Genomic DNA, 24,762 nt, shown 5'->3' on the forward strand with positions numbered 1-24,762 from the left:
CCTTCAGAGCAGTACCGGCAAACGCCGATCGACCCGCACTTGCTCGGCGCTGAGGCTGACACCGTAGGCAAGCACTTCGACACCCGCGGCCACGGCTTCCAGCAGCGCATCGGCATAGGCCGGATCTATCTCCCGCGCCGGTCGCACCGCCTCGACTCCCGTCAGGTTCACGCAGTACAGCTGCACCGCCCGCACGCCGTCCCGGGCCAGGGCGGCCAGTTCGCGCAGATGCTTGGCCCCGCGCTGGGTGACCGCGTCCGGAAACGCCGCGACGGCGGTCCCGTCAAACCCGAGGGTGACGCTTTTCACCTCGACGAACGCCGACCCCGTCGGGTAATCCAGGCGAAAGTCGATCCGGCTGTTTTCCTGACCGTAAGCGACCTCGCGCTTGAGCCCGGTAAAGCCGTTGAGCTCGACGATCAGTCCGGCGCGCAAGGCCTCTTCAACCAGCTGGTTGGCCCGCGCCGTGTTGACGCACGCCAGCCGCCCCTGCGGGGTCTCGCCTATTTCCCAGGTGCCGGGCAACTTGCGCTTGGGGTCGTTGGAGCGGCTGAACCAGACCTGACCCCCTTCAACCATGCAGTTGAGCATCGAGCCGGTGTTCGGGCAGTGGATCGTCAGCCGTTCGCCGGTGGTGGTTTCGATATCCGCCAGGAACCGCTTGTAGCGCTTGATCAGCCGCCCTTCTTCGAGTGCAGGAGAAAAACGCATCAGCCTTGCCAGCTCCGCAGGCCGCGGGCAATCCGCTCCACCGCTTCCTGCAGGCGCGGCAGGCTCTGGGTATAGGCGAAACGCACATGGTGACTGGCCAGGTGATGACCGAAATCCAGTCCCGGGGTGAACGCCACATGCTCGGTTTCGAGGAAATGCCGGCAGAACGCGAACGCATCGCCGCCAAACGCGCTGACATCCGCGTACAGGTAGAAGGCACCTTCAGGCTCCACCGCAATCCCGAAGCCCAACTCACGCAACGCCGGCAGGAGGAAATCCCGCCGCCGGCCGAATTCGGCCCGACGTTCTTCGAGGATGCTCAGGGTCCGCGGCTCGAAGCAGGCCAGGGCAGCGTGCTGAGCCATGCTCGGCGCGCTGATGTAGAGATTCTGGGCCAGCTTCTCCAGATCGGCCACGGCTTCCGGCGGGGCTACCAGCCAACCCAGGCGCCAACCGGTCATGCCGAAATATTTGGAAAAACTATTGAGGACGAAGGCACTGTCATCGACTTCCAGCACACTGGCGGCGTCGCAGCCATACGTCAGGCCGTGATAGATCTCATCGACCACCAGATGACCATTACGCGCCTTGATCGCCTTCGACAGCCCCGCCAGTTCGTCGCGGCTCAGCAGGGTGCCGGTCGGGTTGGCCGGTGATGCGACCAGGGCGCCGACGCTGTCTTCGTTCCAATGCCGATCCACCAGTTCGGCGGTCAGTTGATAACGCACATCCGGTCCGACCGGTACTAACTGTGCCGCACCTTCCACCAGGCGCAGGAAATGGCGATTGCACGGGTAGCCGGGGTCGGCCAGGAGCCAGTGTTTGCCCGGATCCACCAGCAGGCTGCTGGTCAGCAGCAACGCCCCGGAACCGCCGGGGGTGACCAGGATGCGCTGCGGGTCGACGCTCACGCCATACCGCTGCTGGTAGAAACCGGCGATCGCCTCGCGCAGCTCCGGCAGGCCGCGCGCCGCGGTGTAGCGGGTCTTGCCGGCGGCCAGGGCAGCCTGGCCGGCCTGGATGATCGGCTCGGCCGTGGTGAAGTCCGGCTCGCCGATCTCGAGGTGGATCACATCGTGCCCGGCCGCCTGCAGCTCATTGGCACGCGCCAGCAGGGCCATCACGTGGAACGGTTCGATCGCGCGGCTGCGCGCACTGTAGGGCTGAGCCATTAGCCTTCCTTGATTGGGGTGGGCAAAATTCGATTCTACCCAACCTCGCTCCCCCGGGAACCTTTAAAAACATCCTCGACGCCACGCTTACCCCAGGTCAAAGCAATACGACGCCGCGCCCAGGATTGACTAAAATGAAGATTCAACCATCCCGTCGATCGGCCCGTCACGGCCCTGAAACCACCGTGAAACCTGTCGGCGCGATACTTGCCGACGAAGGTCCCGTCGAAGATCGCCGGAAACTGCCGGGGCCGGCCCGCATCTCAAGGCTCGACAACCGGGAGTAGCGCGCCCCGATTCGATCTGGTAAGTTCGCCCGCTTGCAGCCGCAGGGCCGGCAGGTGTCGGTGATGTTGAAATCCTGCGCAATGGATTAGAAGAGTAGAGGCGGTCCATTCATGCCCACCCAAGCAAAGCAGCAAAGCACTGAGCAAAAGATCAGCGGCTTCGAACCCTATGTTGAAGGCAAGGGCGAGGAGTACATGGGCGAGCCCATGCGCAAGCACTTCACCAAGATCCTGCAGAAGTGGAAGCAGGACCTGATGCAGGAAGTCGACCGCACCGTTGACCACATGAAAGACGAAGCGGCCAACTTTCCTGATCCCGCCGACCGCGCCAGCCAGGAAGAGGAATTCAGCCTCGAACTGCGTGCCCGCGACCGCGAGCGCAAGCTGATCAAGAAAATCGACAAGACCCTGCAGCTCATCGAAGACGAAGAGTATGGCTGGTGCGAGTCCTGCGGCGTCGAGATCGGCATCCGCCGGCTGGAAGCCCGACCGACCGCCGATATGTGCGTCGACTGCAAGACCCTTGCGGAGATCAAGGAAAAACAGGTCGGCAAGTAATCCATGCCGGACTGAACGAACGGAGCGTGCGAACGCTCCGTTTTCGTTTCTGCGTTTCCTGGCGCTGCCCTCCACGGATCCAGTACCCTGCGACTTATGACTGCCATCACCGCTTCGCCCGCCTATATCGGACGCTTCGCCCCCACGCCCAGCGGACACCTGCACTTCGGCTCGCTGGTCGCGGCACTCGCCTCCTACCTGGATGCCCGCTCGGTCGGCGGCCGCTGGCTGCTGCGCATGGAAGACCTCGATCCGCCACGGGAGGCCCCCGGCGCCCAGGCCGCGATCCTCGACGCCCTGGAACGCTACGGCTTCGAGTGGGATGGCGAAATGATCCGCCAGAGCGACCGTCATGACGCCTACGCCCAGGTACTCGATCGCCTGTTCAGCCAGGGGCTGGCCTACGCCTGCACCTGCTCGCGCAAGGAGCTGGAAGCCTATGACGGGATATATCCCGGCCTGTGCCGCAACCTCGGGTACGACATCGACAACGCCGCCATTCGCCTGCGGGTCCCGGAACTGATCTACCGCTTCCAGGACCGGGTCCAGGGCGAGTTCCACCAGCACCTGGGGCGCGAGGCCGGCGACTTCGTGATCCGTCGCCGCGATGGGCTGTATGCCTACCAACTGGCGGTGGTGCTCGACGATGCCTGGCAGGGCGTGACCGATATCGTGCGCGGTGCCGACCTGCTGGACTCGACACCACGCCAGCTCTACCTGCAGGAATTGCTGGGCCTGCCGCAGCCGCGTTACCTGCATGTCCCGCTGATAACCCAGCCGGACGGCAACAAGCTCGGCAAGTCCTACCGCTCCCCGCCACTGACCGGCGATCAGGCCACGCCGTTGCTGATGCGGGCCCTGCGTACACTGGGGCAGACACCACCCGCCGCACTGGAACAGGGCACGCCCAGGGAAGTGCTCGACTGGGGAATCCGCCATTGGGATGCCACACTGATTCCCAGGGTCGCGACCCTGGCCGAAGCGCAATTGCACTGACGCCCCTTGCAGGTTGGCGCCCATCCGTTACCATCGCCGCACGTTTTCGGGCACGCCTATAAAAAAGAGAGGCCAGGATGTACATCTATCGATTGGTCCTGCTCCTGGTAGTCGGGATCTACCTGTTCTCGCCGGCGATCATGGACTGGTGGATCGACGCGACGGGCGCCTGGTATCGGCCCTATCTGCTCTGGCTGATTCTGATCGTCGTGACCTTCATCCTGCAGAGCCAAAAAGATGCCGATGAGCTTTAGCCTGACCCAGATGCTGCTGATCAGCGCCGCGTACCTGCTGGCCCTGTTCGGTGTCGCCTGGATCAGCGAACGAGGCGTGATTCCACGCTCGATCATTCGTCACCCGCTGACCTACACCCTGTCGCTGGGCGTCTATGCCAGCGCCTGGGCGTTCTATGGCACCGTGGGCCTGGCCTACCAGTACGGCTATGGCTTCCTGTCCAGCTACCTGGGAGTCTCCGGCGCCTTTCTGCTGGCCCCGGTGCTGCTGTACCCGATCCTGAAGATCACCCGCACCTACCAGCTGTCATCCCTGGCCGACCTGTTCGCCTTCCGCTTTCGCAGCACCTGGGCCGGGGCGCTGACCACGGTGTTCATGCTGATCGGCGTGCTGCCGCTGCTGGCCCTGCAGATCCAGGCAGTGGCCGATTCAATTGGCATCCTCACTCGCGAACCGGTGCAGCACCGCGTGGCCCTGAGCTTCTGCGCGCTGATCACCCTGTTCACCATTTTCTTCGGCTCGCGCCATATCGCCACCCGGGAGAAACACGAAGGCCTGGTCTTCGCGATTGCCTTCGAATCGGTGATCAAGCTGATCGCCATCGGCGGGGTCGGCCTCTATGCCCTCTACGGGGTCTTCGACGGCCCGCAGCAGCTCGAACTGTGGCTGCTGCAGAACCAGACCGCCCTCGCCGCCCTGCACACACCGCTGCAGGAAGGCCCGTGGCGCACCCTGCTGCTGGTGTTCTTCGCCTCGGCCATCGTGATGCCGCACATGTATCACATGACCTTTACCGAGAACCTCAACCCGCGCTCGCTGGTCAGCGCCAGCTGGGGACTACCGCTGTTCCTGCTGCTGATGAGCCTGGCGGTGCCGTTGATCCTGTGGGCCGGGCTGAAGCTGGGCGCCACCACCAACCCGGAATACTTCACCCTGGGCATCGGCATCGCCGCCAACAACCAGGCCCTGGCGCTGCTGGCCTATGTCGGCGGGCTTTCGGCCGCCAGCGGGCTGATCATCGTCACCACCCTGGCGTTGTCCGGCATGGCCCTCAACCACCTGGTGCTGCCGCTCTACCAGCCCCCGGCCGAAGGCAATATCTACCGCTGGCTGAAATGGACCCGCCGCGCCCTGATCGTCGCGATCATCATGGCCGGCTACGGCTTCTACCTGTTGCTCGGCGCCGAACAGGACCTGGCCAACCTCGGCATCGTCGCCTTTGTCGCCACCCTGCAATTCCTCCCCGGCGTGCTCTCGGTGCTGTACTGGCCGACCGCCAACCGCCGCGGCTTCATCGCCGGCCTGCTGGCCGGGATCATCGTCTGGATGGTCACCATGATGTTGCCGCTGATCGGCAACCTGCAGGGTTTCTATATTCCCCTGCTGAATATGATCTATGTGCTGGACGATACCAGCTGGCATATGGCGGCCATCGCCTCGCTGGCCGCCAACGTGCTGATGTTCACGCTGATCTCGCTGTTCAGCAATGCCAGCCCGGAAGAGGCCAGTGCCGCCGAAGCCTGCGCGGTAGACAACGTCCGTCGGCCGCAGCGACGCGAACTGCACGCGGCCTCGCCCCAGGAGTTCGCCACGCAACTGGCCAAGCCGCTGGGAGCCAAGGCCGCGCAGAAGGAAGTCGAGCAAGCCCTGCGTGACCTCTACCTGCCTTTCGACGAACGGCGCCCCTATGCCCTGCGCCGCCTGCGCGACCGGATCGAGGCCAACCTGTCGGGCCTGATGGGACCGAGCGTGGCCCAGGACATGGTCGAGACCTTCCTGCCGTACAAGGCCGGCGGTGAAAGCTATGTCACCGAAGACATCCACTTCATCGAGAGCCGCCTCGAGGACTATCACTCGCGCCTGACCGGGCTGGCCGCCGAACTCGATGCCCTGCGCCGCTACCACCGCCAGACCTTGCAGGAACTGCCCATGGGCGTCTGCTCGCTGGCCAAGGACCAGGAGATCCTGATGTGGAACAAGGCCATGGAAGAACTCACCGGCGTTGCCGCGCAACGGGTCGTCGGCTCGCGCCTGGGCACCCTGGGCGAACCGTGGAAAGAATTGTTGCAAGGTTTTATCAACCTGCCGGACGAACACCTGCACAAGCAACACCTGGCCCTCGACGGCCAGACCCGCTGGCTGAACCTGCACAAGGCGGCGATCGACGAACCGCTGGCCCCGGGCAACAGCGGCCTGGTGCTGCTGGTCGAGGACCTGACCGAAACCCAGATGCTCGAAGACAAGCTGGTGCATTCCGAGCGCCTGGCGAGCATCGGCCGCCTGGCCGCCGGGGTCGCGCACGAGATCGGCAACCCGATCACCGGGATCGCCTGCCTGGCGCAGAACCTGCGCGAAGAGCGCGAGGAAGACGGCGAGATCACCGAGATCAGCGGGCAGATCATCGAGCAGACCAAGCGCGTCTCGCGCATCGTCCAGTCGCTGATGAGCTTCGCCCATGCCGGCAGCCACCAGCACAACGACGAACCGGTGTGCCTGGCCGAGGTCGCCCAGGATGCCATTGGTCTGCTGGCCCTGAACCGGCGCAATTTCGAAGTACAGTTCTTCAACCTGTGCGACCCCGAACATTGGGTCGACGGCGATCCGCAGCGCCTGGCGCAAGTGCTGATCAACCTGTTGTCCAACGCCCGTGACGCATCGCCCGCCGGCAGCGCGGTACGGGTCAAGAGCGAAGCCTTCGAACACACGGTCGACCTGATCGTCGAAGACGAAGGCAGCGGCATCCCGAAGAACATCATGGACCGATTGTTCGAACCCTTCTTCACCACCAAGGATCCTGGCGAAGGTACCGGACTGGGCCTTGCACTGGTCTATTCCATCGTTGAAGAGCATTATGGACAAATCACCATCGACAGCCCGGCTGACACCGAAAGCCAACGCGGCACCCGTATCCGGGTGACCTTACCGCGTCATGTCGAAGCGACGTCCGCTGTGAACTGAGACCGTCGAGAGAACCGAATCAATGCCGCACATTTTGATCGTCGAAGACGAAACCATTATCCGCTCTGCCTTGCGTCGCCTGCTGGAGCGCAATCAGTACCAGGTCAGCGAAGCCGGCTCGGTGCAGGAAGCCCAGGAACGCTTCAGCATCCCCTCGTTCGACCTGATCGTCAGCGACCTGCGCCTGCCCGGCGCCCCAGGCACCGAGCTGATCAAGCTCGGCCAGGGCACGCCGGTGCTGATCATGACCAGCTACGCCAGCCTGCGTTCCGCCGTGGACTCGATGAAGATGGGCGCGGTGGACTACATCGCCAAGCCCTTCGACCACGACGAGATGCTCCAGGCCGTGGCCCGCATCCTGCGCGATCGCCAGAGCGGCCAGGGCGCACCCGCGGAGCGGGTCGCCAAGAGCAACGGCGCGGCGGAGAAAGCCGGCGCCGACAACAGCAATGGCGAGATCGGCATCATCGGCACCTGCGCGCCGATGCAGGATCTCTACAGCAAGATCCGCAAGGTCGCGCCCACCGACTCCAACGTGCTGATCCAGGGCGAGTCGGGGACCGGCAAGGAACTGGTGGCCCGCGCCCTGCACAACCTGTCCAGGCGCGCCAAGGCTCCGATGATCTCGGTGAACTGCGCGGCCATTCCGGAAACCCTGATCGAGTCCGAACTGTTCGGCCACGAGAAAGGCGCATTCACCGGCGCCAGCGCCGGTCGTGCCGGCCTGGTGGAAGCCGCGGACGGCGGCACGCTGTTCCTCGACGAAATCGGCGAACTGCCACTGGAAGCCCAGGCACGCCTGCTGCGAGTCCTGCAGGAAGGTGAAATCCGCCGGGTCGGCTCGGTCCAGTCGCAGAAAGTCGATGTGCGCCTGATCGCCGCCACCCACCGCGACCTCAAGAGCCTGGCCAAGATCGGCCAGTTCCGTGAGGACCTTTACTACCGCCTGCATGTGATCGCCCTGAAACTGCCGGCCCTGCGCGAGCGTGGCGCCGACGTCAACGAGATCGCCAACGCCTTCCTGGCCCGCCAGAGTGCCCGTGTCGGACGCAACGACCTGAAGTTCGCCCCGGATGCGGAACAAGCCATCCGCCACTATTCGTGGCCGGGCAACGTCCGCGAACTGGAGAATGCGGTGGAACGCGCGGTGATCCTGTGCGAAAGCCCGGAAATCTCGGCCGATCTGCTGGGCATCGACATCGAACTGAGCGATCTGGAGGAAGACGACTTCATCGGCCTCGCGCCCCAGCAGAACAATCCCGGTAACACCAGCCACGAGCCGACCGAGGACCTATCGCTGGAAGACTACTTCCAGCACTTCGTCCTGGAACACCAGGACCACATGACCGAGACCGAGCTGGCACGCAAGCTCGGGGTCAGCCGCAAGTGCCTGTGGGAACGGCGCCAGCGCCTGGGCATCCCGCGGCGCAAGACCGGGGTGGCCAGCGAAAGCTGAAGCCGGATTCAGTTCCCCGGGTAACACCCCGGGATGTGAAAAAACTGTTACCGCAGTTTTTTCGCGTAACAAAAGCCGGGTCTATCGGTAACGAAGATCCGGCTTTTTTATGCCTTCAGAAAATCGGAAAACCCTCGAAGCCCCCGGTTTTGCTGGGCCATGCAAAAGTTGGCACGACACCTGCTATATGTCTCGTACAAGAACAATAACAAGCAATGTACAAGACAATAAAAATAAGACGAATCGACTCACGCACAACAAGAACAACAGGGCGGAGGCGCAGCTAACTGATTCTTTTGGAGAGGCGTTGTATTTGGGGCTTGCCCCACGACCAGGCCGAGAACAACAAAAACTACCCTCAAGGTAGAGCCTGAACTGGTTGGATCCGATGGATCATGACAACACAGCGACCAAAGCAATCCGTTTGCTCTTATCTCCCGATTGGGAGGCGTCACGGGCATGAAGACCTGTGACATAGGGCGATCAACAAAAACAAGAAGCCCGCAACCATAATAAAAAAAGAGCACGCAACTACTTCTGGGGGAGCTTCGGCTCCCCTTGTAGTTTCTGCGATTACGCTTTCCAAAGTACGGTTTTCGCCCTCTCAAGGCCCGCCCCATAAGGCCCGGAGCCACTCTTCAGCACTGCCGCCGCAGCTTCCTACACCATCCCTCGACTAAATGCTAGAATCCCCGCCCATCATGCGGTCATTCTTCGTGTTGGCCGAATATTCCTTCAAACAGTGCATCCCATGCTGAAGAAGTTGTTCCAGTCATTCCGTTCTCCCTTGCGTCGAACGCAACATAAACGCAGCACCCCTGAAGTGCTCAACAGCAGCCAGCATTCGCTGCAGAAGGCGCAGTTCAGCCGGTATGCGGTGAACATCGTCGAACGCCTGCAGAACGCCGGCTACCAGGCCTACCTGGTCGGCGGTTGCGTGCGTGACATGTTGCTCAATATCACCCCCAAGGATTTCGACGTCGCCACCAGCGCCACGCCGGAGCAGATCCGCGCCGAATTCCGCAACGCCCGTATCATCGGTCGTCGGTTCAAGCTGGTGCATATCCACTTTGGCCGGGAAATCATCGAAGTCGCGACCTTTCGCGCCAATCACCCGCAGAACGACGAGGAGGAAGACAGCAACCAGTCCTCCCGCAACGAAAGCGGGCGGATCCTGCGCGACAACGTCTACGGCACCCTCGAAGACGATGCCCAGCGCCGCGACTTCACCATCAACGCCCTGTATTACGATCCGGTCAGCGAACGCATCCTCGACTACGCCAATGGCGTACACGACATTCGCAATCGCTTGATCCGCCTGATCGGCGACCCGACCCAGCGTTATCAGGAAGACCCGGTGCGGATGCTGCGCGCCGTGCGTTTTGCCGCCAAGCTGGACTTCGGTATCGAGAAACATACCGTCGCGCCGATCCGCAATCTGGCGCCGATGCTGCGCGAGATTCCCTCGGCCCGGCTGTTCGAGGAAGTGCTCAAGCTGTTCCTCTCGGGGTATGCCGCCGACACCTTCGAGATGCTGGTCGACCTCAATCTGTTCGAACCGCTGTTCCCCGCCAGTTTCGAGGCGCTGGAGCACAACCCGAGCTATACCCATACACTGATCAGCGAAGCCCTGATCAATACCGACCTGCGCATCAAGCAGAACAAGCCGGTGACGCCGGCCTTCCTGTTTGCCGCCTTGCTGTGGCCGGCCCTGCCGGCGCGGGTATTGCGCCTGCAGGCCCGTGGCATGCCGCCTATTCCGGCAATGCAGGAAGCGGCCCACGAACTGATCAGCGAGCAATGCCAGCGTATTGCGATCCCCAAGCGTTTCACCCTGCCGATCCGCGAAATCTGGGACATGCAGGAGCGCCTGCCACGCCGCAGCGGCAAACGCGCCGACCTGCTGCTGGACAACCCGCGCTTCCGTGCCGGCTATGACTTCCTGCTGCTGCGCGAAACCGCTGGCGAACAGACCGATGGCCTGGGTGACTGGTGGACCGATTATCAGGACGCCAATGATGCCGGCCGTCGCGACATGATCCGCGACCTCAGCGGCAAGGAAGACGCCAGCGGTGCACCGCGCAAGCGTCGTCGCAGCAGCGCCGGCAAGCGCAAGCGTACCGCCGGCTCGGAAGAATAAGTCGATGGAGCGCGTCTATATCGGCCTGGGCAGCAACCTGGCAGACCCCGCGGAGCAACTGCGCCATGCCGTCCGGGCTCTGGCGCAACTGCCGGAAACCGAGCTGGCGGGCGTCTCGGCGTTCTACCAGAGCGATTCGCTGCTACCCGGCCAGCCGCGCTATACCAACGCGGTGGCCGCCCTCGACAGCGGCCTGGCGCCACTGACCCTGCTCGATGCGCTGCAGGCCATCGAAATCGACCAGGGTCGCGAGCGGCATGAACGCTGGGGGCCGCGCACGCTGGACCTGGATATCCTGCTGTTCGGCGACCGGCTGATCGACGAGCCGCGCCTGAAGGTCCCGCATTACCATATGCAGGCCCGCCCTTTCGTGCTGTATCCGCTGGCGGAGCTGGTGCCCGCCGACCTGCGACTGGCCGATGGCCGCACACTGCGCGACCTGCTCGCCGAATGCCCGTTCGTCGGCCTGGAACGCCTGCCGCAGTAACACCTCTTCTGGCGTGGCAGCCGGCTTGCTGGCGATAGCGATCGGCCAGTCACGACGACGTTGAACGATGCGTCGTCATCGCCAGCAAGCCGGCTCCCACAGTGGTCGCCTGACCGAGGCTTTGCTGAATCGCATCAGTTACACCGGTAACACTCCCGGCGTAACATTGCGGTAACACACCTGATTGACTTCCCCCGTTCTCCTCACGACTATAGGCGTCCCGTTGCCGCCCCTGCGGCGTTGAAGGGCGCAATCCAGGCTTTATAAGCACGACAAAAGAACGTGCGCCTGCATAAATGACGAATCACGCGCGTTACTCGCAGTAATTTGCACGGCGCCTGAAGAGGACTTTTTCATGCCAGACATTACCCTGACCACCTTGCAAAGCCTCAAGCAGAAAGGTGAGAAAATCACCATGCTGACCTGCTATGACGCGACCTTCGCCCACGCTTCCTGCGAAGCCGGCGTCGAAGTGCTGCTGATTGGCGACTCGCTGGGCATGGTTTCCCAAGGGCATGACAGCACACTGCCCGTGACCGTGGCCGACGTCGTGTACCACACCGCCAGCGTCAAGCGCGGCAACCAGGGTGCATTCATCGTCGCCGACCTGCCGTTCATGGCCTATGCCACCGTCGAACAGACCCTGCACAACAGCGCCCTGCTGATGCAGGCCGGCGCCAACATGGTCAAGGTCGAGGGCGCGGCCTGGCTCGCCGAGTCCATTCGCCTGCTGGCCGAACGGGGTGTACCGGTCTGCGCGCACCTGGGCCTGACCCCGCAGTCGGTGAACATCTTCGGCGGCTACAAGGTCCAGGGCCGCGGCGAAGCCCAGGCCCGGCAGATGCGTGCCGACGCCATCGCCCTGGAACAGGCCGGTGTCGCCATGATCCTGCTGGAGTGCGTGCCGAGCGAACTGGCGGCGGAAATCACCCAGGCGGTCAAGGTGCCGGTCATCGGTATCGGGGCCGGTACCGCCACCGACGGTCAGGTCCTGGTGTTGCACGACATGCTCGGGCTGTCCATCAGCGGTCGCGTGCCCAAGTTCGTGAAGAACTTCATGGCCGGCCAGACCAGCATCCAAGGGGCAATCGGCGCCTACGTCAGCGAAGTCAAGGCCGTCACCTTCCCAGGCACCGAACACGGGTTTTCGGCATGAATACAGTCAAGACCGTCCGCGAGCTGCGGGCCGCCGTCGCGCGCGCCCGCAGCGAGGGCAAACGCATCGGCTTCGTACCGACCATGGGCAACCTGCATGCCGGCCACGCCGCCCTGGTGACCAAGGCGGCCCAGCGCGTGGATTTCGTGGTGGCGAGCATCTTCGTCAACCCGCTGCAATTCGGCGCCAACGAAGACCTCGACAAGTACCCGCGCACCCTCGCCGCCGACCAGGAGAAACTGCTCGAGGCTGGCTGCCACCTGCTGTTCGCCCCGACAGTCGAGGAGATGTATCCCGACGGCATGGCCGGGCAGACCCGGGTCAGCGTTCCGCACCTGTCCGAAGGCCTGTGTGGCGCCAGCCGCCCCGGTCACTTCGAGGGCGTGGCGACCGTGGTCAGCAAGCTGTTCAACATGGTCCAGCCCGACCTGGTGGTGTTCGGCCAGAAGGACTACCAGCAACTGGCCGTGATCCGTGCCCTGGTGCATGACCTGAACATGCCGATCCAGGTGCTCGGCGAGCCGACCGTACGGGCCGCCGACGGCCTGGCGCTGTCGTCGCGCAATGGTTTCCTCAGCGAAACCGAACGGGCCACCGCCCCGGCGCTGTATCGCAGCCTGAGCCAGATCGCCACGGCCATCGAGCAGGGCGAGCGCGACTATCCGAAGCTGCTCGCCGAGCATACCCGGTTGATCGAAAGCGCAGGCTTGCGTGCGGACTACCTGGAAATCCGCCACGCCCTCAGCCTGCGCCCGGCCACCGCGCAGGACCGTGACCTGGTGATCCTGGTCGCCGCGTTCCTCGGCACCACCCGCCTGATCGACAACCTGCACCTGAACCTCGATACACCCGCCTGAGCAGCGATTGCCCGGGCCCCGGGCTTCGGGCAAACTGCCGCCGCCCGGGGCCCGTATCCGCTGTTGTACACGCCCCCGGTACAGCTCGCCTGATCAGGCCCGGCTCGGACTGAAAAACGCCTGTCGGACCCGAGAGTGCGAAAAAGTACCGAGAAAAGGTCAGACAAAGCCAAGACAGACGCCTGCGTGAGGTTTACTGTAATCGCGCTGCGTCTCCCAACCGTGCCGACGCAGGTTGCCGGACACTGCCACCGATAAAAGCAGGACGTTCCGGCGTTTCTGGTGTCCAAAAAGCCAAATGTCCAAAAGGCAGTTCTCGTAAAAGGAAATCCGCAGCGATGGCGTACTACCGCACTCCTCACGACGTGACCGCTCTGCCCGCCTGGCAGGCGTTGAACCAACACCGCGAAAACATGCACAACTTCAGCATGCGCGAAGCCTTTAATGCCGATCCGCAGCGCTTCAATCAATTCACCCTCAGCAGCTGCGGGTTGTTCCTCGACTACTCCAAGAACCTGATCACCAACGAGACCCGCAACCTGCTGGTGGGCCTGGCCAATGAGGTCGACCTGCAAGGCGCGATCAAGTCGCTGTTTGCCGGCGAACTGGTCAACGCCTCCGAAGGTCGCCCGGCGCTGCACACCGCGCTGCGCCGTCCGGTGGGTGACAAACTGTCGGTCAACGGCGTCAATGTGATGCCCGACGTGCACAAAGTCCTCAACCAGATGACCGAGCTGGTCGGGAAAATCCACGACGGCCTGTGGCGTGGCTACACCGAGAAGCCGATCACCGACGTGGTGAACATCGGTATCGGCGGTTCGTTCCTGGGCCCGGAACTGGTCTCCGAGGCGCTGCTGTCCTACGCCCATAAAGGCGTGCGCTGCCATTACCTGGCGAACATCGACGGCAGCGAGTTCCACGAGCTGTCGGCGAAGATCCGCGCCGAGACCACCCTGTTCATCGTCTCGTCGAAAACCTTCACCACCCTCGAAACCCTGAAGAACGCCCGTGCCGCCCGTGACTGGTACCTGGCCCAGGGCGGTTCCGAGGCGGAGCTGTACAAGCACTTCATCGCGGTATCGAGCAACAACGCCGCCGCTGTGGCCTTCGGCATCCGCGAAGAGAACATCTTCCCGATGTGGGACTGGGTCGGCGGGCGCTACTCGCTGTGGTCGGCCATCGGCCTGCCGATCGCCCTCGCTATCGGCATGTCGAACTTCAAGGAACTGCTGTCCGGTGCCTACACCATGGACCAGCACTTCCAGAACGCGCCGTTCGAACAGAACATGCCGGTACTGCTGGCCCTGCTGGGTGTCTGGTACGGCAACTTCTGGGGCGCGCAGAGCCACGCGATCCTGCCGTACGACCACTACCTGCGCAACATCACCAAGCACCTGCAACAGCTGGACATGGAATCCAACGGCAAGAGCGTGCGCCAGGACGGTACCCCGGTGTCCACCGATACCGGCCCGGTGATCTGGGGCGGCGTCGGCTGCAACGGCCAGCATGCCTATCACCAGTTGCTGCACCAGGGCACTCAGCTGATCCCGGCCGACTTCATCGTGCCGATCGTCAGCTTCAACCCGGTGGCCGACCATCACCAGTGGCTGTACGCCAACTGCCTGTCGCAGAGCCAGGCACTGATGCTCGGCAAGACCCGCGCCGAGGCCGAGGCCGAACTGCGTGAAAAAGGCCTGAGCGAAGCCGACGTGCAGAAGCTGGCGCCGCACAAGGTGATCCCCGGCAACCGTCCGAGCAACACCCTGGTGGTCGAGCGCATCAGCCCTCGTCGTCTCGGCGCCCTGGTGGCGATGTACGAGCACAAGGTCTTCGTGCAGAGCGTGATCTGGGGTATCAACGCGTTCGACCAGTGGGGCGTGGAACTGGGCAAGGAGCTGGGCAAGGGCGTGTACAACCGCCTGGTCGGCAGCGAGGAGTCTTCGGCCGAAGATGCCTCGACCCAGGGCCTGATCAACTACTTCCGCGGTCGTCATCGCGGTTGATAGCACCCTCCGGCAGGGTCCTGTGTCTGTGCATCGACACAGGACCTGTAGGAGCTGGTTTGCCGGCGATTGCAGCCGATCAGGCGATGCAAGACTCTCGGGCCTCATCGCCGGCAAGCCGGCTCCTACAAGGGCCGTGTTCAGTCATTGATATCCCGGGTGTAGCTGCCTGGGATATCAGCTGGAACAGGTTCGACCTTTTATCCGCTTGAACCCCGCCACAACAGAGCGCACCCTTAGGCTTGTCGCAGACAAGAACAAGGAACCGCCATGTTCGATATCAGCACATACCCCAAGGCCGAAGCCGTCCGCCAGGCCGCCCAACTGAGCCAGGATGACTACCAGCGGCTCTACCGGGACTCCATCGACCACCCCGACACCTTCTGGGCCGAACAGGCCAAACGCTTTCTCGACTGGTCCAGGCCGTGGGACAAGGTCCAGCAATGGGACCTGCGCACCGGCCAGGCGCAATGGTTCGCCGGCGCCCGACTGAACGTCAGCTACAACTGCATCGACCGCCACCTCGCCGAGCGCGGCGACAACATCGCGCTGATCTGGGAAGGCGACAATCCCGCCGAGTCGGCGCAGATCACCTACCGCAAGCTCCACCACAACGTCTGCCGGCTGGCCAACGTGCTGAAAGAGCGCGGCGTGAAAAAGGGCGACCGGGTCTGCATCTACATGCCGATGATTCCCGAGGCGGCCTACGCGATGCTCGCCTGCACGCGGATCGGCGCCATCCATTCGGTGGTGTTCGGCGGGTTCTCTCCCGATGCCCTGCGCGACCGCATCCTCGATGCCGACTGTCGCACCGTGATCACCGCCGACGAAGGCGTGCGCGGTGGCAAGTACATACCGCTCAAGCAGAATGTCGACAAGGCGCTGCTCAGTTGCCCGGGCGTCAGTACCGTGCTGGTGGTGGAGCGCACCCAGGGTGACGTGCAGTGGGTCGAAGGCCGTGACCTCTGGTATCACCAGGCCCTGCATGGCGTCAGCGATGACTGCCCAGCCGAGCCGATGGACGCCGAGGATCCGCTGTTCATCCTCTACACCTCCGGCAGCACCGGCAAACCCAAGGGCGTGTTGCACACCACCGGCGGCTACCTGCTGCAGGCGGCGATGACCTTCCAGTACGTCTTCGACTACCGCCCGGGCGAAGTCTTCTGGTGCACCGCCGATGTCGGCTGGGTCACTGGCCACAGCTATATCGTCTACGGCCCGTTGGCGAACGGCGCCACCAGCCTGATCTACGAAGGCGTGCCGAACCATCCGGACAGCTCGCGCTTCTGGCAGGTGATCGACAAGCACCAGGTCAATATCTTCTACACCGCGCCGACCGCCCTCCGGGCCCTGATGCGCGAAGGCGCCGCACCACTGCAACAGACCTCCCGCGCAAGCCTGCGCCTGCTCGGCAGCGTCGGCGAACCGATCAACCCGGAAGCCTGGGAATGGTACTTCAATGTGGTCGGCGAGCAGCGCTGCCCCATCGTCGATACCTGGTGGCAGACCGAGACCGGCGGCATCATGCTCACCCCGCTGATCGGCTCCCGCCAGCTCAAGCCGGGCTGCGCCACCCAGCCGATGTTCGGCGTGCAACCAGTGCTGCTGGACGAGCAGGGCCGGGAGATCAGCGGCGCCGGCAGTGGCGTGCTGGCGATCAAGGCCAGCTGGCCAGGACAGATCCGCAGCGTCTACGGCGATCCACAGCGCATGCTCGACACCTACTTCAAGCCCTACCCCGGCTATTACTTCACCGGTGACGGTGCACGCCGCGATGAAGACGGCCATTACTGGATCACCGGGCGGATCGACGACGTGATCAACGTCTCCGGCCACCGCATCGGCACCGCCGAGGTGGAAAGCGCCCTGGTGCTCCACGAGAGCATCGCCGAAGCCGCCGTGGTCGGTTATCCCCACGACCTCAAGGGCCAGGGCATCTACGCCTTTGTCACCCCCATGAATGGCATCGAGCCGAGCGAGGCCCTCAGGAAAGCGCTGCTGGCCCATGTCAGCCAGGAGATCGGCAGCTTCGCCAAACCGGATCTGATCCAGTGGGCGCCGGCCCTGCCGAAAACCCGCTCGGGGAAAATCATGCGGCGCATCCTGCGCAAGATCGCCTGCAATGAACTGGACAGCCTGGGCGATACCTCGACCCTGGCCGACCCGAGCGTAGTCGAAGGACTGATCGACAAGCGCCTGAATCAATAGCTCGGTGAAATAGCCCGGTGAAATCATCCGGTGGCGGCGAAAGCCGGCTTTCGTCGCCACCCCGGCCGAGCTGCATGGGCCTGATACCGGAAGGCTGGTAAACTCCCGCGCCACTTCCCACCCCAAGGCGCGCTCCATGTCTTCCTTGAACCAGGCGCTGCGCGCCGCCCTCGACAATCGCCAGGACCTGCTGGCCGAACTGCATGCCCAGGGCACCGACTGCTATCGGCTGTTCCATGGCAGCCAGGAAGGTGCCGGTGGCCTGACCATCGATCGCTACGGCCCGCAACTGATGGTGCAGACCTTCCACCAGACGCTGCAACGCGAAGAGCTGCTGGCCTTGCACGGGGCCATCAACCAGCACCTGCAACTGGATACCCTGCTGGTCTACAACGACCGCTCCCGCGGCAACTCACGGATCGATCGCGAAGACCCGGTCTACCGCGCCGATGAAAGCGCCCTCGCCGACCTGATCGGTCACGAATGGGGCCTCAACTACCGCGTACGCGGCCGCCACGCCGGGCAGGACCCACTGCTGTTCCTGGACCTGCGCAATGCCCGTGGCTGGGTCAAGCAGCACAGCCAGGGCAAAAGCGTCCTCAACCTGTTTGCCTATACCTGCGGTGTCGGCCTGAGTGCCGCCGCCGGCGGTGCCCGGGAAGTCTGCAACCTCGACTTCGCCGAGGGCAACCTGACCGTGGGCCGCGAGAACGGCCTGCTCAACCCGAAACTGCCGGCCATGCAATTCGTCCAGTCCGACTATTTCCCGGCCATCCGCCAGCTCGCCGGACTGCCCATCGCCCAGCGCCGCGGCCAGAAGCTGCCGAGCTACCAGCGCCTGGAACAGCGCCAGTACGACCTGGTGCTGCTCGATCCACCCGCCTGGGCCAAGAGCGCCTTCGGCACCGTCGACCTGCTGCGCGACTACCAGAGCCTGCTCAAGCCGGCGCTGCTGGCCACCGCCGAAAATGGCGTGCTGATCTGCTGCAACAACCTGGCAAAAGTCAGCCTGGACGATTGGCGTGAACAGGTCCTGCGGTGCGCGGAAAAAACCGGGCGGCCGGTACGCGATTGGCAGGTACTGGCACCGGCCACCGACTTCCCGTCCCGGGACGGACAGCCCCCGCTGAAAACCCTGATCCTCCAGCTGTAGGAAAAACGCCGGAAAACCACGCTCGGCGATGTAAAAAGGGGATTGCTTCGGAACCGTAAACGCGTGCCATACTCCAAGGCACCTCCGACTGAGATAGACGAAGCCTCACATGTCCAAAGGATTGAAACGCGCCCTCGGCGCCTTGCTGACCGTTCTCGCGCTATACACCGTGCTGGGGTTCTTCATCTTGCCGGGCGTGGGCCTGCGTATTGCCAACCAGCAACTGGCGCACTACGCCACGGTGCCCGCCAAGCTCCAGCGCCTGGAGTTCAACCCGTTCAGCCTCGAGCTGACGCTGTGGGGCCTGAATATCGGTGAGCCGGGCAAGGAGCAGGTCGCGTTCGAGCGCCTCTATGTCAATCTGCAGATCGACAGCCTCTGGACCCATGCCCTGCACCTGGCCGAGATCCAGCTGGACAAGCCCAGGACCGAGGTGACCTTCAGCAAGGACGGTACCCTCAACCTTGCCCAGCTGTTCAAGCTGCCGGCCAGCGAACCGACCCCGGCCGATCCGAACGCCAAGCCGTTCCCGCTGCGCATCGACCAGATCGAACTGGCCGGCGGCTACCTGCACTTCCAGGACCTGCGTCCGAGCGAACCCATCGAGTTCCTCTACGACAAGATGGACCTGCAGCTGAAAAACCTCAGCACCCTGCCCGACGACAACGCCGACATGACCCTGGTGGCCGCCGGTCCCGAAGGCGGGCGCATCGACTGGAAAGGCAATTTCAGCCTGGTGCCGATCGCCTCCGAAGGTTCGCTGAAAGTCACCGACGGCAAGATGAAGGTCTGGTGGCCCTATGTCCGGGATGCCGTGCCGCTCGATCTGGAAGACGGCGTCGTCAATCTCAGCACCGATTACAAGCTCAGCCTCGCCAAGGAAACCGAGATGCTGCTGAGCAATACGTCCCTCAGCGTCGCGCCGTTTGCCATCAAGGCCCCCGATGGCCGGCCCCTGGTACGCCTGGAGCGGCTGGACGTCAGCGAGACCAGCGTCGACCTCGCCAAGCAGCAGGTGGTCGTCGGCAAGATCCGCAGCAACAACCTGGAAACCTGGGCCGCCCGCGAAGCGGATGGTCAACTGGACTGGCAGAAGCTGTTCGCCAGCCAGCCGGCCAAACCCGCGGTGAAGGAACCGGCCCCGGCCACCGCCGATACCCCCGCTCCCACGCCCGCGGCACCGAGCAAACCCTGGCAGGTTCTGCTCAAGGACGTGCAACTGCGTGACTACCGCGTACACCTCGCCGACCGCGCGAACAAGACACCGGTCGCCCTTGATCTCGGCCCGCTGAACCTCGATCTGCAGAATTTCGACAGCCTCAACCAGTCGCCCTTCACCCTCAAGCTCGATACCGGGCTGGGCAAGCAGGGCAAGGTCCTCGCCAGCGGCGAAGTCAACCTGAGCCCGATCAGCGCCCGACTGAAGGTCAAGACCCAGGACATCGACCTGCGGGTCGCCCAGGCTTACGTCGAACCCTTTATCCGCCTGGAAGTGCGCAGCGGCATGCTCGGCAGCGACCTCGACGTCAACCTCAAGAACGTCGATCCGCTGGCCTTCAGCGTGACCGGACGGGCCCAGGTCGATCAGTTGCACACCCTCGATACCCTCAAGACCCGGGACTTCGTGAAATGGCAGAAACTGGTGGTCGACGGCCTGAACTACCAGCACGGCGACAGCCTGTCGATCGACAAGGTCAGCCTGTTCCAGCCCTATGCGCGCTTCATGATCAACGACGACCGCACCACCAACGTCGATGACCTGCTGATCCCACAACCGGCCGGCGGCGCCGGCAAGTCCACGGCCAAGGCGGCCCCGTCGAACAGCAAGCCGCTGGGCATCCATGTCGGCGGCATCGCCATCAACGACGGGTCGGCCAATTTCGCCGACTTCAGCCTGACCCCCAACTTCGCCACGGCCATCCAGCAGCTCAACGGCCAGATCGGCACCATCGACAGCCGCCAGGCCAAGCCGGCCGATGTCGATATCAAGGGCAAGGTCGATCGTTATGCGCCAGTGACCATCAAGGGCGCGCTGAACCCCTTCGACCCGATGGCCAGCCTGGATATCGCCACCAGCTTCAAGCGCGTCGAACTGACCACCCTGACACCGTACTCCGGCAAGTTCGCCGGCTACCGCATCCGCAAGGGCCGGCTCAACCTCGACCTGCACTACCTGATCACCAAGGGCCAGTTGAAGGCCGAGAACAAGCTGGTGGTCGAGCAGTTGCAACTGGGCGAGAAAGTCGACAGCCCGGATGCGGTCGACCTGCCGATCAAGCTGGCGATCGCCCTGCTCAAGGACTCCGATGGCAAGATCTCCATCGAACTGCCGGTTTCCGGCGACCTGAACAATCCGCAGTTCAGCGTGATGCCGATTGTCTGGCAGACCCTGCGCAACCTGATCGTGCGAGCCGCCACGGCGCCCTTCAAGTTCATTGGCGGGCTGATCGCCGGCGGCGATTCCCAGGACCTCAGCAACGTCGCCTTCGCCCCGGGCTCCAGCGACCTGAGCAAGGACGCCGAATCCTCCCTGACCAAGCTGGCGGCGGCCTTGAAGGAACGCCCCAACCTGCGCCTGGAGATCGAAGGCACCAGCGCCCAGACCAGCGACGGCCCCCTCATCGCCCAGCAACGCCTGGATCGCGAATATCAGGCCACCTACTACAAGATGCTCCAGCGCCGTGGCGACAAGGTTCCGGCCCAGGCCTCGCTGCTGCAGGTGCCGGAAGATGAGAAGGCGCCGATGCTGGAGGGCATCTACCGCACCCTGCTCAAGCAGCAGCCACCGGCCGAATGGGCCCAGTTGAGCCGCGACGAGCGCACCGCCAGGCTGCGTGACGGCGTGATCAAGAACTGGAGCGGCAACGCCGTGCTACTGCGCAAGCTGGGCCAGGACCGCGCCAGCAGCATCAAGGATTTCCTGGTGGACAAGGGCCAGCTGGAAGACGATCGTGTGTACTTCATCGACGCCAGCCTCGGCCAGGCCGAGAGCGATGGCCGCGTCGTCACCCCCCTGCACCTGGATAGCGAGTAACCATGCTAAAACGCGTCATGTTCAGCTTGGCGGCCCTGCTGGTCGCCAGTCAGGCCCAGGCCACCACCCTGCGCTGCGAGAAAGGCCTGATCAGCTACGGCGACAGCACCTTTGATGTGGTCAGCAAGTGTGGCCAGCCGGTTGCGGTGATCGACCGGGGCTATACGGAAGTGCGCCACGGCAATCGGGTGGACGGGGTCAAAGTCGAGGAGTGGATCTACACGCCCAGCGGCGGCATGAAGCAGTCGCTGCGCTTTCAGGGCGGGCAGTTGACCGATATCCAGAGCACCCGCAATAACTGAAGCTCTCCCTTCTGCAACTTCCCGCCGCACAATAGAACAGGCCCCGATGCAAAGCATCGGGGCCTGTAATGGTCACATCCTTGTGACCGGTCGCATGAACCTCGGGGCTCAACGGATGTACGACTGACTCATCCGTGCTTGTACCCGCTGTCGGCTCCAGCGAAATCCGTAGCCTTACTGGGCTTTCAGGCCGTCAGCCGAGACAGCCTGGACGCCTTTGATTTTCTTGGTGATGTTGACCGCCGTGGTTTTCTGCGCCTCGGTGACAGCCACGGTGGAGGACAGGGAAACCACGCCTTTATTGGTTTCTACCTTGATGTCGGAACCAGGAATGCCCTTCTCGGTCAGCAGGTCGCTTTTGACCTTGGTGGTGATCCAGGTGTCGGAGGTCGCTTCTTTGGCCTTGGTAACTTCACCGGCGGCGATCACCATTGGCTTGGAGGCCTGGGTCTGCTCGGCTGCAAAGGCAGCGTTGGCCAGAGTCAGGGTCAGGGCGGTGGCAGCTGCAGTAGCGATAGCGAACTTTTTCATACGAGTAACTCCTGTTCTTCTGGAAAGTCTGCGCCGTGTCCTGGCAGCAGGGTTACCTATAGAGTTGCAGTCGCTGTGCCAACCCATGACCTCAAGTAAAACCCTTTAAATTCAATTAGTTATAAATATTCAGCAAAAACGGAATCGTGCAGATTGCATGACCGGTGCTCTTGCCTGCATGCAAGTTGCAGCGTTTATCTGCCAGCAAGCCGCTGAAATACCGGCATTTTTCGTCGCCCATAAAAAAAGGACCCCGCAGGGTCCTTTTTTCAGCTGGAAGCGCTGGGCTGATTAAACGCCCGACGCCTTGGCTGCAGCAACGTCCTTGATGGACAGCTTGATACGGCCGCGGTTGTCCACGTCCAGTACCAGGACTTCAACTTCCTGGCCTTCCTTCAGGATGTCGGTCACTTTCTCTACGCGAGCGTCGCTCAGCATGGAGATGTGCACCAGACCGTCCTTGCCCGGCAGGATATTGACGAACGCACCGAAGTCGACGATACGCTCGACCTTACCGACGTAGATCTTGCCGATCTCGGCCTCGGCGGTGATGCTCAGGACGCGCTGGCGCGCAGCCTCGGCCGCTTCCTTGGTTTCGCCGAAGATCTTGATCGAACCGTCGTCTTCGATATCGATCGAAGCCTTGGTTTCCTCGCAGATCGCACGGATGGTCGCGCCGCCTTTACCGATGACGTCACGAATCTTGTCGGTGTCGATTTTCATCGCGATCATGGTCGGTGCGTTTTCCGACAGCTCGGTACGCGACTGGCCAATGATCTGGTTCATCTGGCCGAGGATGTTCAGGCGCGCTTCCAGGGCTTGGCCCAGGGCGATTTCCATGATCTCTTCGGTGATGCCCTTGATCTTGATGTCCATCTGCAGCGCGGTGACGCCCTTGGCGGTACCGGCTACCTTGAAGTCCATGTCGCCCAGGTGGTCTTCGTCACCCAGGATGTCGGTCAGGACGGCGAATTTCTCGCCCTCTTTGACCAGGCCCATGGCGATACCGGCAACCGGTGCCTTCATCGGCACACCGGCGTCCATCAGGGCCAGGGAAGCGCCACAGACCGAGGCCATGGAGCTCGAACCGTTGGATTCGGTGATTTCCGATACCACGCGGATGGTGTACGGGAACTCGGCGGCATCCGGCAGCATGGCCTGGACCGAACGACGGGCCAGACGACCGTGACCGATTTCACGACGACCTGCACCGCCCATGCGACCACACTCGCCCACCGAGAACGGAGGGAAGTTGTAGTGCAGCATGAAGGGGTCTTTTTTCTCGCCTTCCAGGGTATCCAGCAACTGTGCGTCACGGGCGGTGCCCAGTGTGGCGACAACCAGGGCCTGGGTTTCGCCACGGGTGAACAGGGCCGAACCGTGGGTCTTCGGCAGAACACCGACTTCGATGTTCAGAGGACGTACGGTGCGGGTGTCACGACCATCGATACGTGGCTTGCCGTTGACGATGTTTTCGCGAACGGTGCGGTATTCGATTTCACCGAAGGCGGCCTTGACGTCGCTCGCGGAAGGCTGGCCTTCTTCGCCCGACAGCTTGGCAACCACCTGGTCTTTCAGCTCGCCCAGGCGAGCGTAGCGGTCGGCCTTGACGGTGATGGTGTAGGCCTGGGAGATCGCTTCACCGAACTCGGCGCGGATAGCGCCCAGCAGTGCGGTGGCTTCAGGGGCGGCAGCCCAGGTCCAGGTTGGCTTGGCAGCTTCGGCGGCCAGCTCTTTCACGGCCTGGATAACGGCCTGGAATTCGTCGTGGGCGAACAGTACGGCGCCCAGCATCTGGTCTTCGGTCAGCTCCTTGGCTTCCGATTCAACCATCAGTACGGCTTCCGAAGTACCGGCCACGACCATGTCCAGGCTCGAGGCTTTCAGTTGTTCGTAAGTCGGGTTCAGCAGGTAGCCGGTGCTTTCGTGGAAGGCTACGCGAGCGGCGCCGATCGGGCCGTCGAAAGGAATACCGGAGATGGCCAGGGCCGCCGAGGTACCGATCATCGCGGCGATGTCCGGATCGGTCTTCTTGCTGGTGGAGACGACGGTGCAGACAACCTGCACTTCGTTCATGAAACCTTCAGGGAACAGCGGGCGGATCGGACGGTCGATCAGGCGCGAAGTCAGGGTTTCTTTTTCGGAAGGACGGCCTTCACGCTTGAAGAAGCCGCCAGGGATCTTGCCGGCAGCGTAGGTCTTTTCCTGGTAGTGCACGGACAGAGGGAAGAAGCCCTTGCCCGGATCCGCTTGCTTGGCACCGACAACGGTCACCAATACGCTGACGTCGTCGTCAACGGTGACCAGCACTGCGCCGGAGGCCTGACGGGCGATACGGCCAGTCTCGAGGGTAACGGTCGACTGACCGAACTGGAATTTTTTGATTACCGGGTTCACGGTGTCCTACCTTCTTTTGTGGCTCTTGGGGAACTTGTCTTCTTGCGAAATTCTTGGGCAACGCCGGGAATCGGCCCGACTGTCATTGTCCGGGTGCAGCCTTCAGGTGCTCTCTTCGGGTA

18 protein-coding genes are annotated in these 24,762 nt (G+C 63.0%); 14 read left to right on the forward strand and 4 right to left on the reverse strand.

All coding sequences use genetic code 11. The features are described 5' to 3' along the window. Positions 1–3: 3 nt before the first annotated feature. Positions 4–711 (reverse strand): DNA/RNA nuclease SfsA, encoded by a 708-nt coding sequence (sfsA, locus tag ACL9RJ_RS23560; protein WP_422765720.1) that lies wholly within the window; start codon positions 709–711, stop codon positions 4–6. Further along, a complete protein-coding gene (locus tag ACL9RJ_RS23565) occupies positions 711–1,883 on the reverse strand; it encodes a pyridoxal phosphate-dependent aminotransferase (RefSeq protein WP_212810545.1) in 1,173 nt (390 codons plus the stop codon). The genes sfsA and ACL9RJ_RS23565 overlap by 1 nt, the downstream gene beginning before the upstream one ends. 398 nt (positions 1,884–2,281) lie before the next feature. Between ACL9RJ_RS23565 and dksA the strand changes: the two genes are divergently transcribed. The 14 genes from dksA to ACL9RJ_RS23635 all read left to right on the forward strand — a co-directional run bounded on the left by dksA (position 2,282) and on the right by ACL9RJ_RS23635 (position 21,712). After that, a complete protein-coding gene (gene dksA / locus ACL9RJ_RS23570) occupies positions 2,282–2,728 on the forward strand; it encodes an RNA polymerase-binding protein DksA (protein WP_017126836.1) in 447 nt (148 codons plus the stop codon). Positions 2,729–2,824: 96 nt separating this feature from the next. Beyond that, positions 2,825–3,724 carry a tRNA glutamyl-Q(34) synthetase GluQRS gene (gluQRS, locus tag ACL9RJ_RS23575; RefSeq protein ID WP_017126835.1) on the forward strand — a complete coding sequence of 300 codons (900 nt, stop codon included), beginning with the start codon at positions 2,825–2,827 and terminating at the stop codon, positions 3,722–3,724. 77 nt (positions 3,725–3,801) lie between these two features. Continuing rightward, on the forward strand, positions 3,802–3,978 hold the full coding sequence (locus tag ACL9RJ_RS23580) for a hypothetical protein (RefSeq protein ID WP_003176118.1): 177 nt from the start codon (positions 3,802–3,804) through the stop codon (positions 3,976–3,978). Then, positions 3,962–6,916: a sensor histidine kinase gene (locus tag ACL9RJ_RS23585; protein ID WP_167331640.1), complete on the forward strand. Its 2,955-nt coding sequence runs from the start codon at positions 3,962–3,964 to the stop codon at positions 6,914–6,916. Before ACL9RJ_RS23580 ends, ACL9RJ_RS23585 begins: the two co-directional genes overlap by 17 nt. Before the next feature lie 22 nt (positions 6,917–6,938). Beyond that, complete coding sequence (locus ACL9RJ_RS23590; protein ID WP_017126833.1) at positions 6,939–8,372, forward strand: sigma-54-dependent transcriptional regulator; 1,434 nt, start codon at positions 6,939–6,941, stop codon at positions 8,370–8,372. A 751-nt stretch (positions 8,373–9,123) separates the two neighbouring features. Next, positions 9,124–10,512 carry a polynucleotide adenylyltransferase PcnB gene (locus tag ACL9RJ_RS23595; RefSeq protein WP_017126832.1) on the forward strand — a complete coding sequence of 463 codons (1,389 nt, stop codon included), beginning with the start codon at positions 9,124–9,126 and terminating at the stop codon, positions 10,510–10,512. Positions 10,513–10,516: 4 nt separating this feature from the next. Next, positions 10,517–10,999 carry a 2-amino-4-hydroxy-6-hydroxymethyldihydropteridine diphosphokinase gene (gene folK / locus ACL9RJ_RS23600; RefSeq protein ID WP_177128592.1) on the forward strand — a complete coding sequence of 161 codons (483 nt, stop codon included), beginning with the start codon at positions 10,517–10,519 and terminating at the stop codon, positions 10,997–10,999. Between the two features lie 355 nt (positions 11,000–11,354). Next, complete coding sequence (panB, locus tag ACL9RJ_RS23605) at positions 11,355–12,155, forward strand: 3-methyl-2-oxobutanoate hydroxymethyltransferase (protein ID WP_017126830.1); 801 nt, start codon at positions 11,355–11,357, stop codon at positions 12,153–12,155. Then, complete coding sequence (gene panC, locus ACL9RJ_RS23610) at positions 12,152–13,012, forward strand: pantoate--beta-alanine ligase (protein ID WP_212810542.1); 861 nt, start codon at positions 12,152–12,154, stop codon at positions 13,010–13,012. Before panB ends, panC begins: the two co-directional genes overlap by 4 nt. 338 nt (positions 13,013–13,350) lie before the next feature. After that, positions 13,351–15,015, forward strand: a complete 1,665-nt coding sequence (gene pgi, locus ACL9RJ_RS23615) for a glucose-6-phosphate isomerase (protein ID WP_017126828.1) — start codon at positions 13,351–13,353, stop codon at positions 15,013–15,015. Between the two features lie 270 nt (positions 15,016–15,285). Beyond that, positions 15,286–17,223, forward strand: a complete 1,938-nt coding sequence (gene acs, locus ACL9RJ_RS23620) for an acetate--CoA ligase (RefSeq protein ID WP_017126827.1) — start codon at positions 15,286–15,288, stop codon at positions 17,221–17,223. A gap of 136 nt (positions 17,224–17,359) precedes the next feature. Continuing rightward, positions 17,360–18,376, forward strand: a complete 1,017-nt coding sequence (locus ACL9RJ_RS23625; protein ID WP_422765721.1) for a class I SAM-dependent rRNA methyltransferase — start codon at positions 17,360–17,362, stop codon at positions 18,374–18,376. A gap of 109 nt (positions 18,377–18,485) precedes the next feature. Further along, positions 18,486–21,410, forward strand: coding sequence for a DUF748 domain-containing protein (locus tag ACL9RJ_RS23630; protein ID WP_177118117.1), 2,925 nt, complete (start codon positions 18,486–18,488; stop codon positions 21,408–21,410). 2 nt (positions 21,411–21,412) lie between these two features. After that, on the forward strand, positions 21,413–21,712 hold the full coding sequence (locus ACL9RJ_RS23635; RefSeq protein ID WP_042935550.1) for a DUF2845 domain-containing protein: 300 nt from the start codon (positions 21,413–21,415) through the stop codon (positions 21,710–21,712). A gap of 174 nt (positions 21,713–21,886) precedes the next feature. Here the strand turns inward: ACL9RJ_RS23635 and ACL9RJ_RS23640 are convergent, their stop codons facing one another. After that, positions 21,887–22,243: a BON domain-containing protein gene (locus tag ACL9RJ_RS23640; protein WP_422765723.1), complete on the reverse strand. Its 357-nt coding sequence runs from the start codon at positions 22,241–22,243 to the stop codon at positions 21,887–21,889. 291 nt (positions 22,244–22,534) lie between these two features. Further along, positions 22,535–24,640: a polyribonucleotide nucleotidyltransferase gene (gene pnp, locus ACL9RJ_RS23645; RefSeq protein ID WP_017126822.1), complete on the reverse strand. Its 2,106-nt coding sequence runs from the start codon at positions 24,638–24,640 to the stop codon at positions 22,535–22,537. Between the last annotated feature and the right edge of the window lie 122 nt (positions 24,641–24,762).

Origin of the sequence: Pseudomonas sp. Mn2068 (assembly GCF_049319725.1) — a bacterium.
GTDB lineage: Bacteria > Pseudomonadota > Gammaproteobacteria > Pseudomonadales > Pseudomonadaceae > Aquipseudomonas > Aquipseudomonas gingeri.

Excerpts from the sequence above, each read along its gene's own strand:
- panB (WP_017126830.1), top strand. The coding sequence starts at position 11,355 with ATGCCAGACATTACCCTGACCACCTTGCAAAGCCTCAAGCAGAAAGGT.
- pgi (WP_017126828.1), top strand. The coding sequence starts at position 13,351 with ATGGCGTACTACCGCACTCCTCACGACGTGACCGCTCTGCCCGCCTGG.
- ACL9RJ_RS23635 (WP_042935550.1), top strand. The coding sequence starts at position 21,413 with ATGCTAAAACGCGTCATGTTCAGCTTGGCGGCCCTGCTGGTCGCCAGT.
- ACL9RJ_RS23565 (WP_212810545.1), bottom strand. The coding sequence starts at position 1,883 with ATGGCTCAGCCCTACAGTGCGCGCAGCCGCGCGATCGAACCGTTCCAC.
- ACL9RJ_RS23640 (WP_422765723.1), bottom strand. The coding sequence starts at position 22,243 with ATGAAAAAGTTCGCTATCGCTACTGCAGCTGCCACCGCCCTGACCCTG.
- ACL9RJ_RS23595 (WP_017126832.1), top strand. The coding sequence starts at position 9,124 with ATGCTGAAGAAGTTGTTCCAGTCATTCCGTTCTCCCTTGCGTCGAACG.
- gluQRS (WP_017126835.1), top strand. The coding sequence starts at position 2,825 with ATGACTGCCATCACCGCTTCGCCCGCCTATATCGGACGCTTCGCCCCC.
- folK (WP_177128592.1), top strand. The coding sequence starts at position 10,517 with ATGGAGCGCGTCTATATCGGCCTGGGCAGCAACCTGGCAGACCCCGCG.
- ACL9RJ_RS23585 (WP_167331640.1), top strand. The coding sequence starts at position 3,962 with ATGCCGATGAGCTTTAGCCTGACCCAGATGCTGCTGATCAGCGCCGCG.
- sfsA (WP_422765720.1), bottom strand. The coding sequence starts at position 711 with ATGCGTTTTTCTCCTGCACTCGAAGAAGGGCGGCTGATCAAGCGCTAC.
- dksA (WP_017126836.1), top strand. The coding sequence starts at position 2,282 with ATGCCCACCCAAGCAAAGCAGCAAAGCACTGAGCAAAAGATCAGCGGC.
- acs (WP_017126827.1), top strand. The coding sequence starts at position 15,286 with ATGTTCGATATCAGCACATACCCCAAGGCCGAAGCCGTCCGCCAGGCC.
- ACL9RJ_RS23590 (WP_017126833.1), top strand. The coding sequence starts at position 6,939 with ATGCCGCACATTTTGATCGTCGAAGACGAAACCATTATCCGCTCTGCC.
- panC (WP_212810542.1), top strand. The coding sequence starts at position 12,152 with ATGAATACAGTCAAGACCGTCCGCGAGCTGCGGGCCGCCGTCGCGCGC.
- ACL9RJ_RS23580 (WP_003176118.1), top strand. The coding sequence starts at position 3,802 with ATGTACATCTATCGATTGGTCCTGCTCCTGGTAGTCGGGATCTACCTG.
- ACL9RJ_RS23625 (WP_422765721.1), top strand. The coding sequence starts at position 17,360 with ATGTCTTCCTTGAACCAGGCGCTGCGCGCCGCCCTCGACAATCGCCAG.
- ACL9RJ_RS23630 (WP_177118117.1), top strand. The coding sequence starts at position 18,486 with ATGTCCAAAGGATTGAAACGCGCCCTCGGCGCCTTGCTGACCGTTCTC.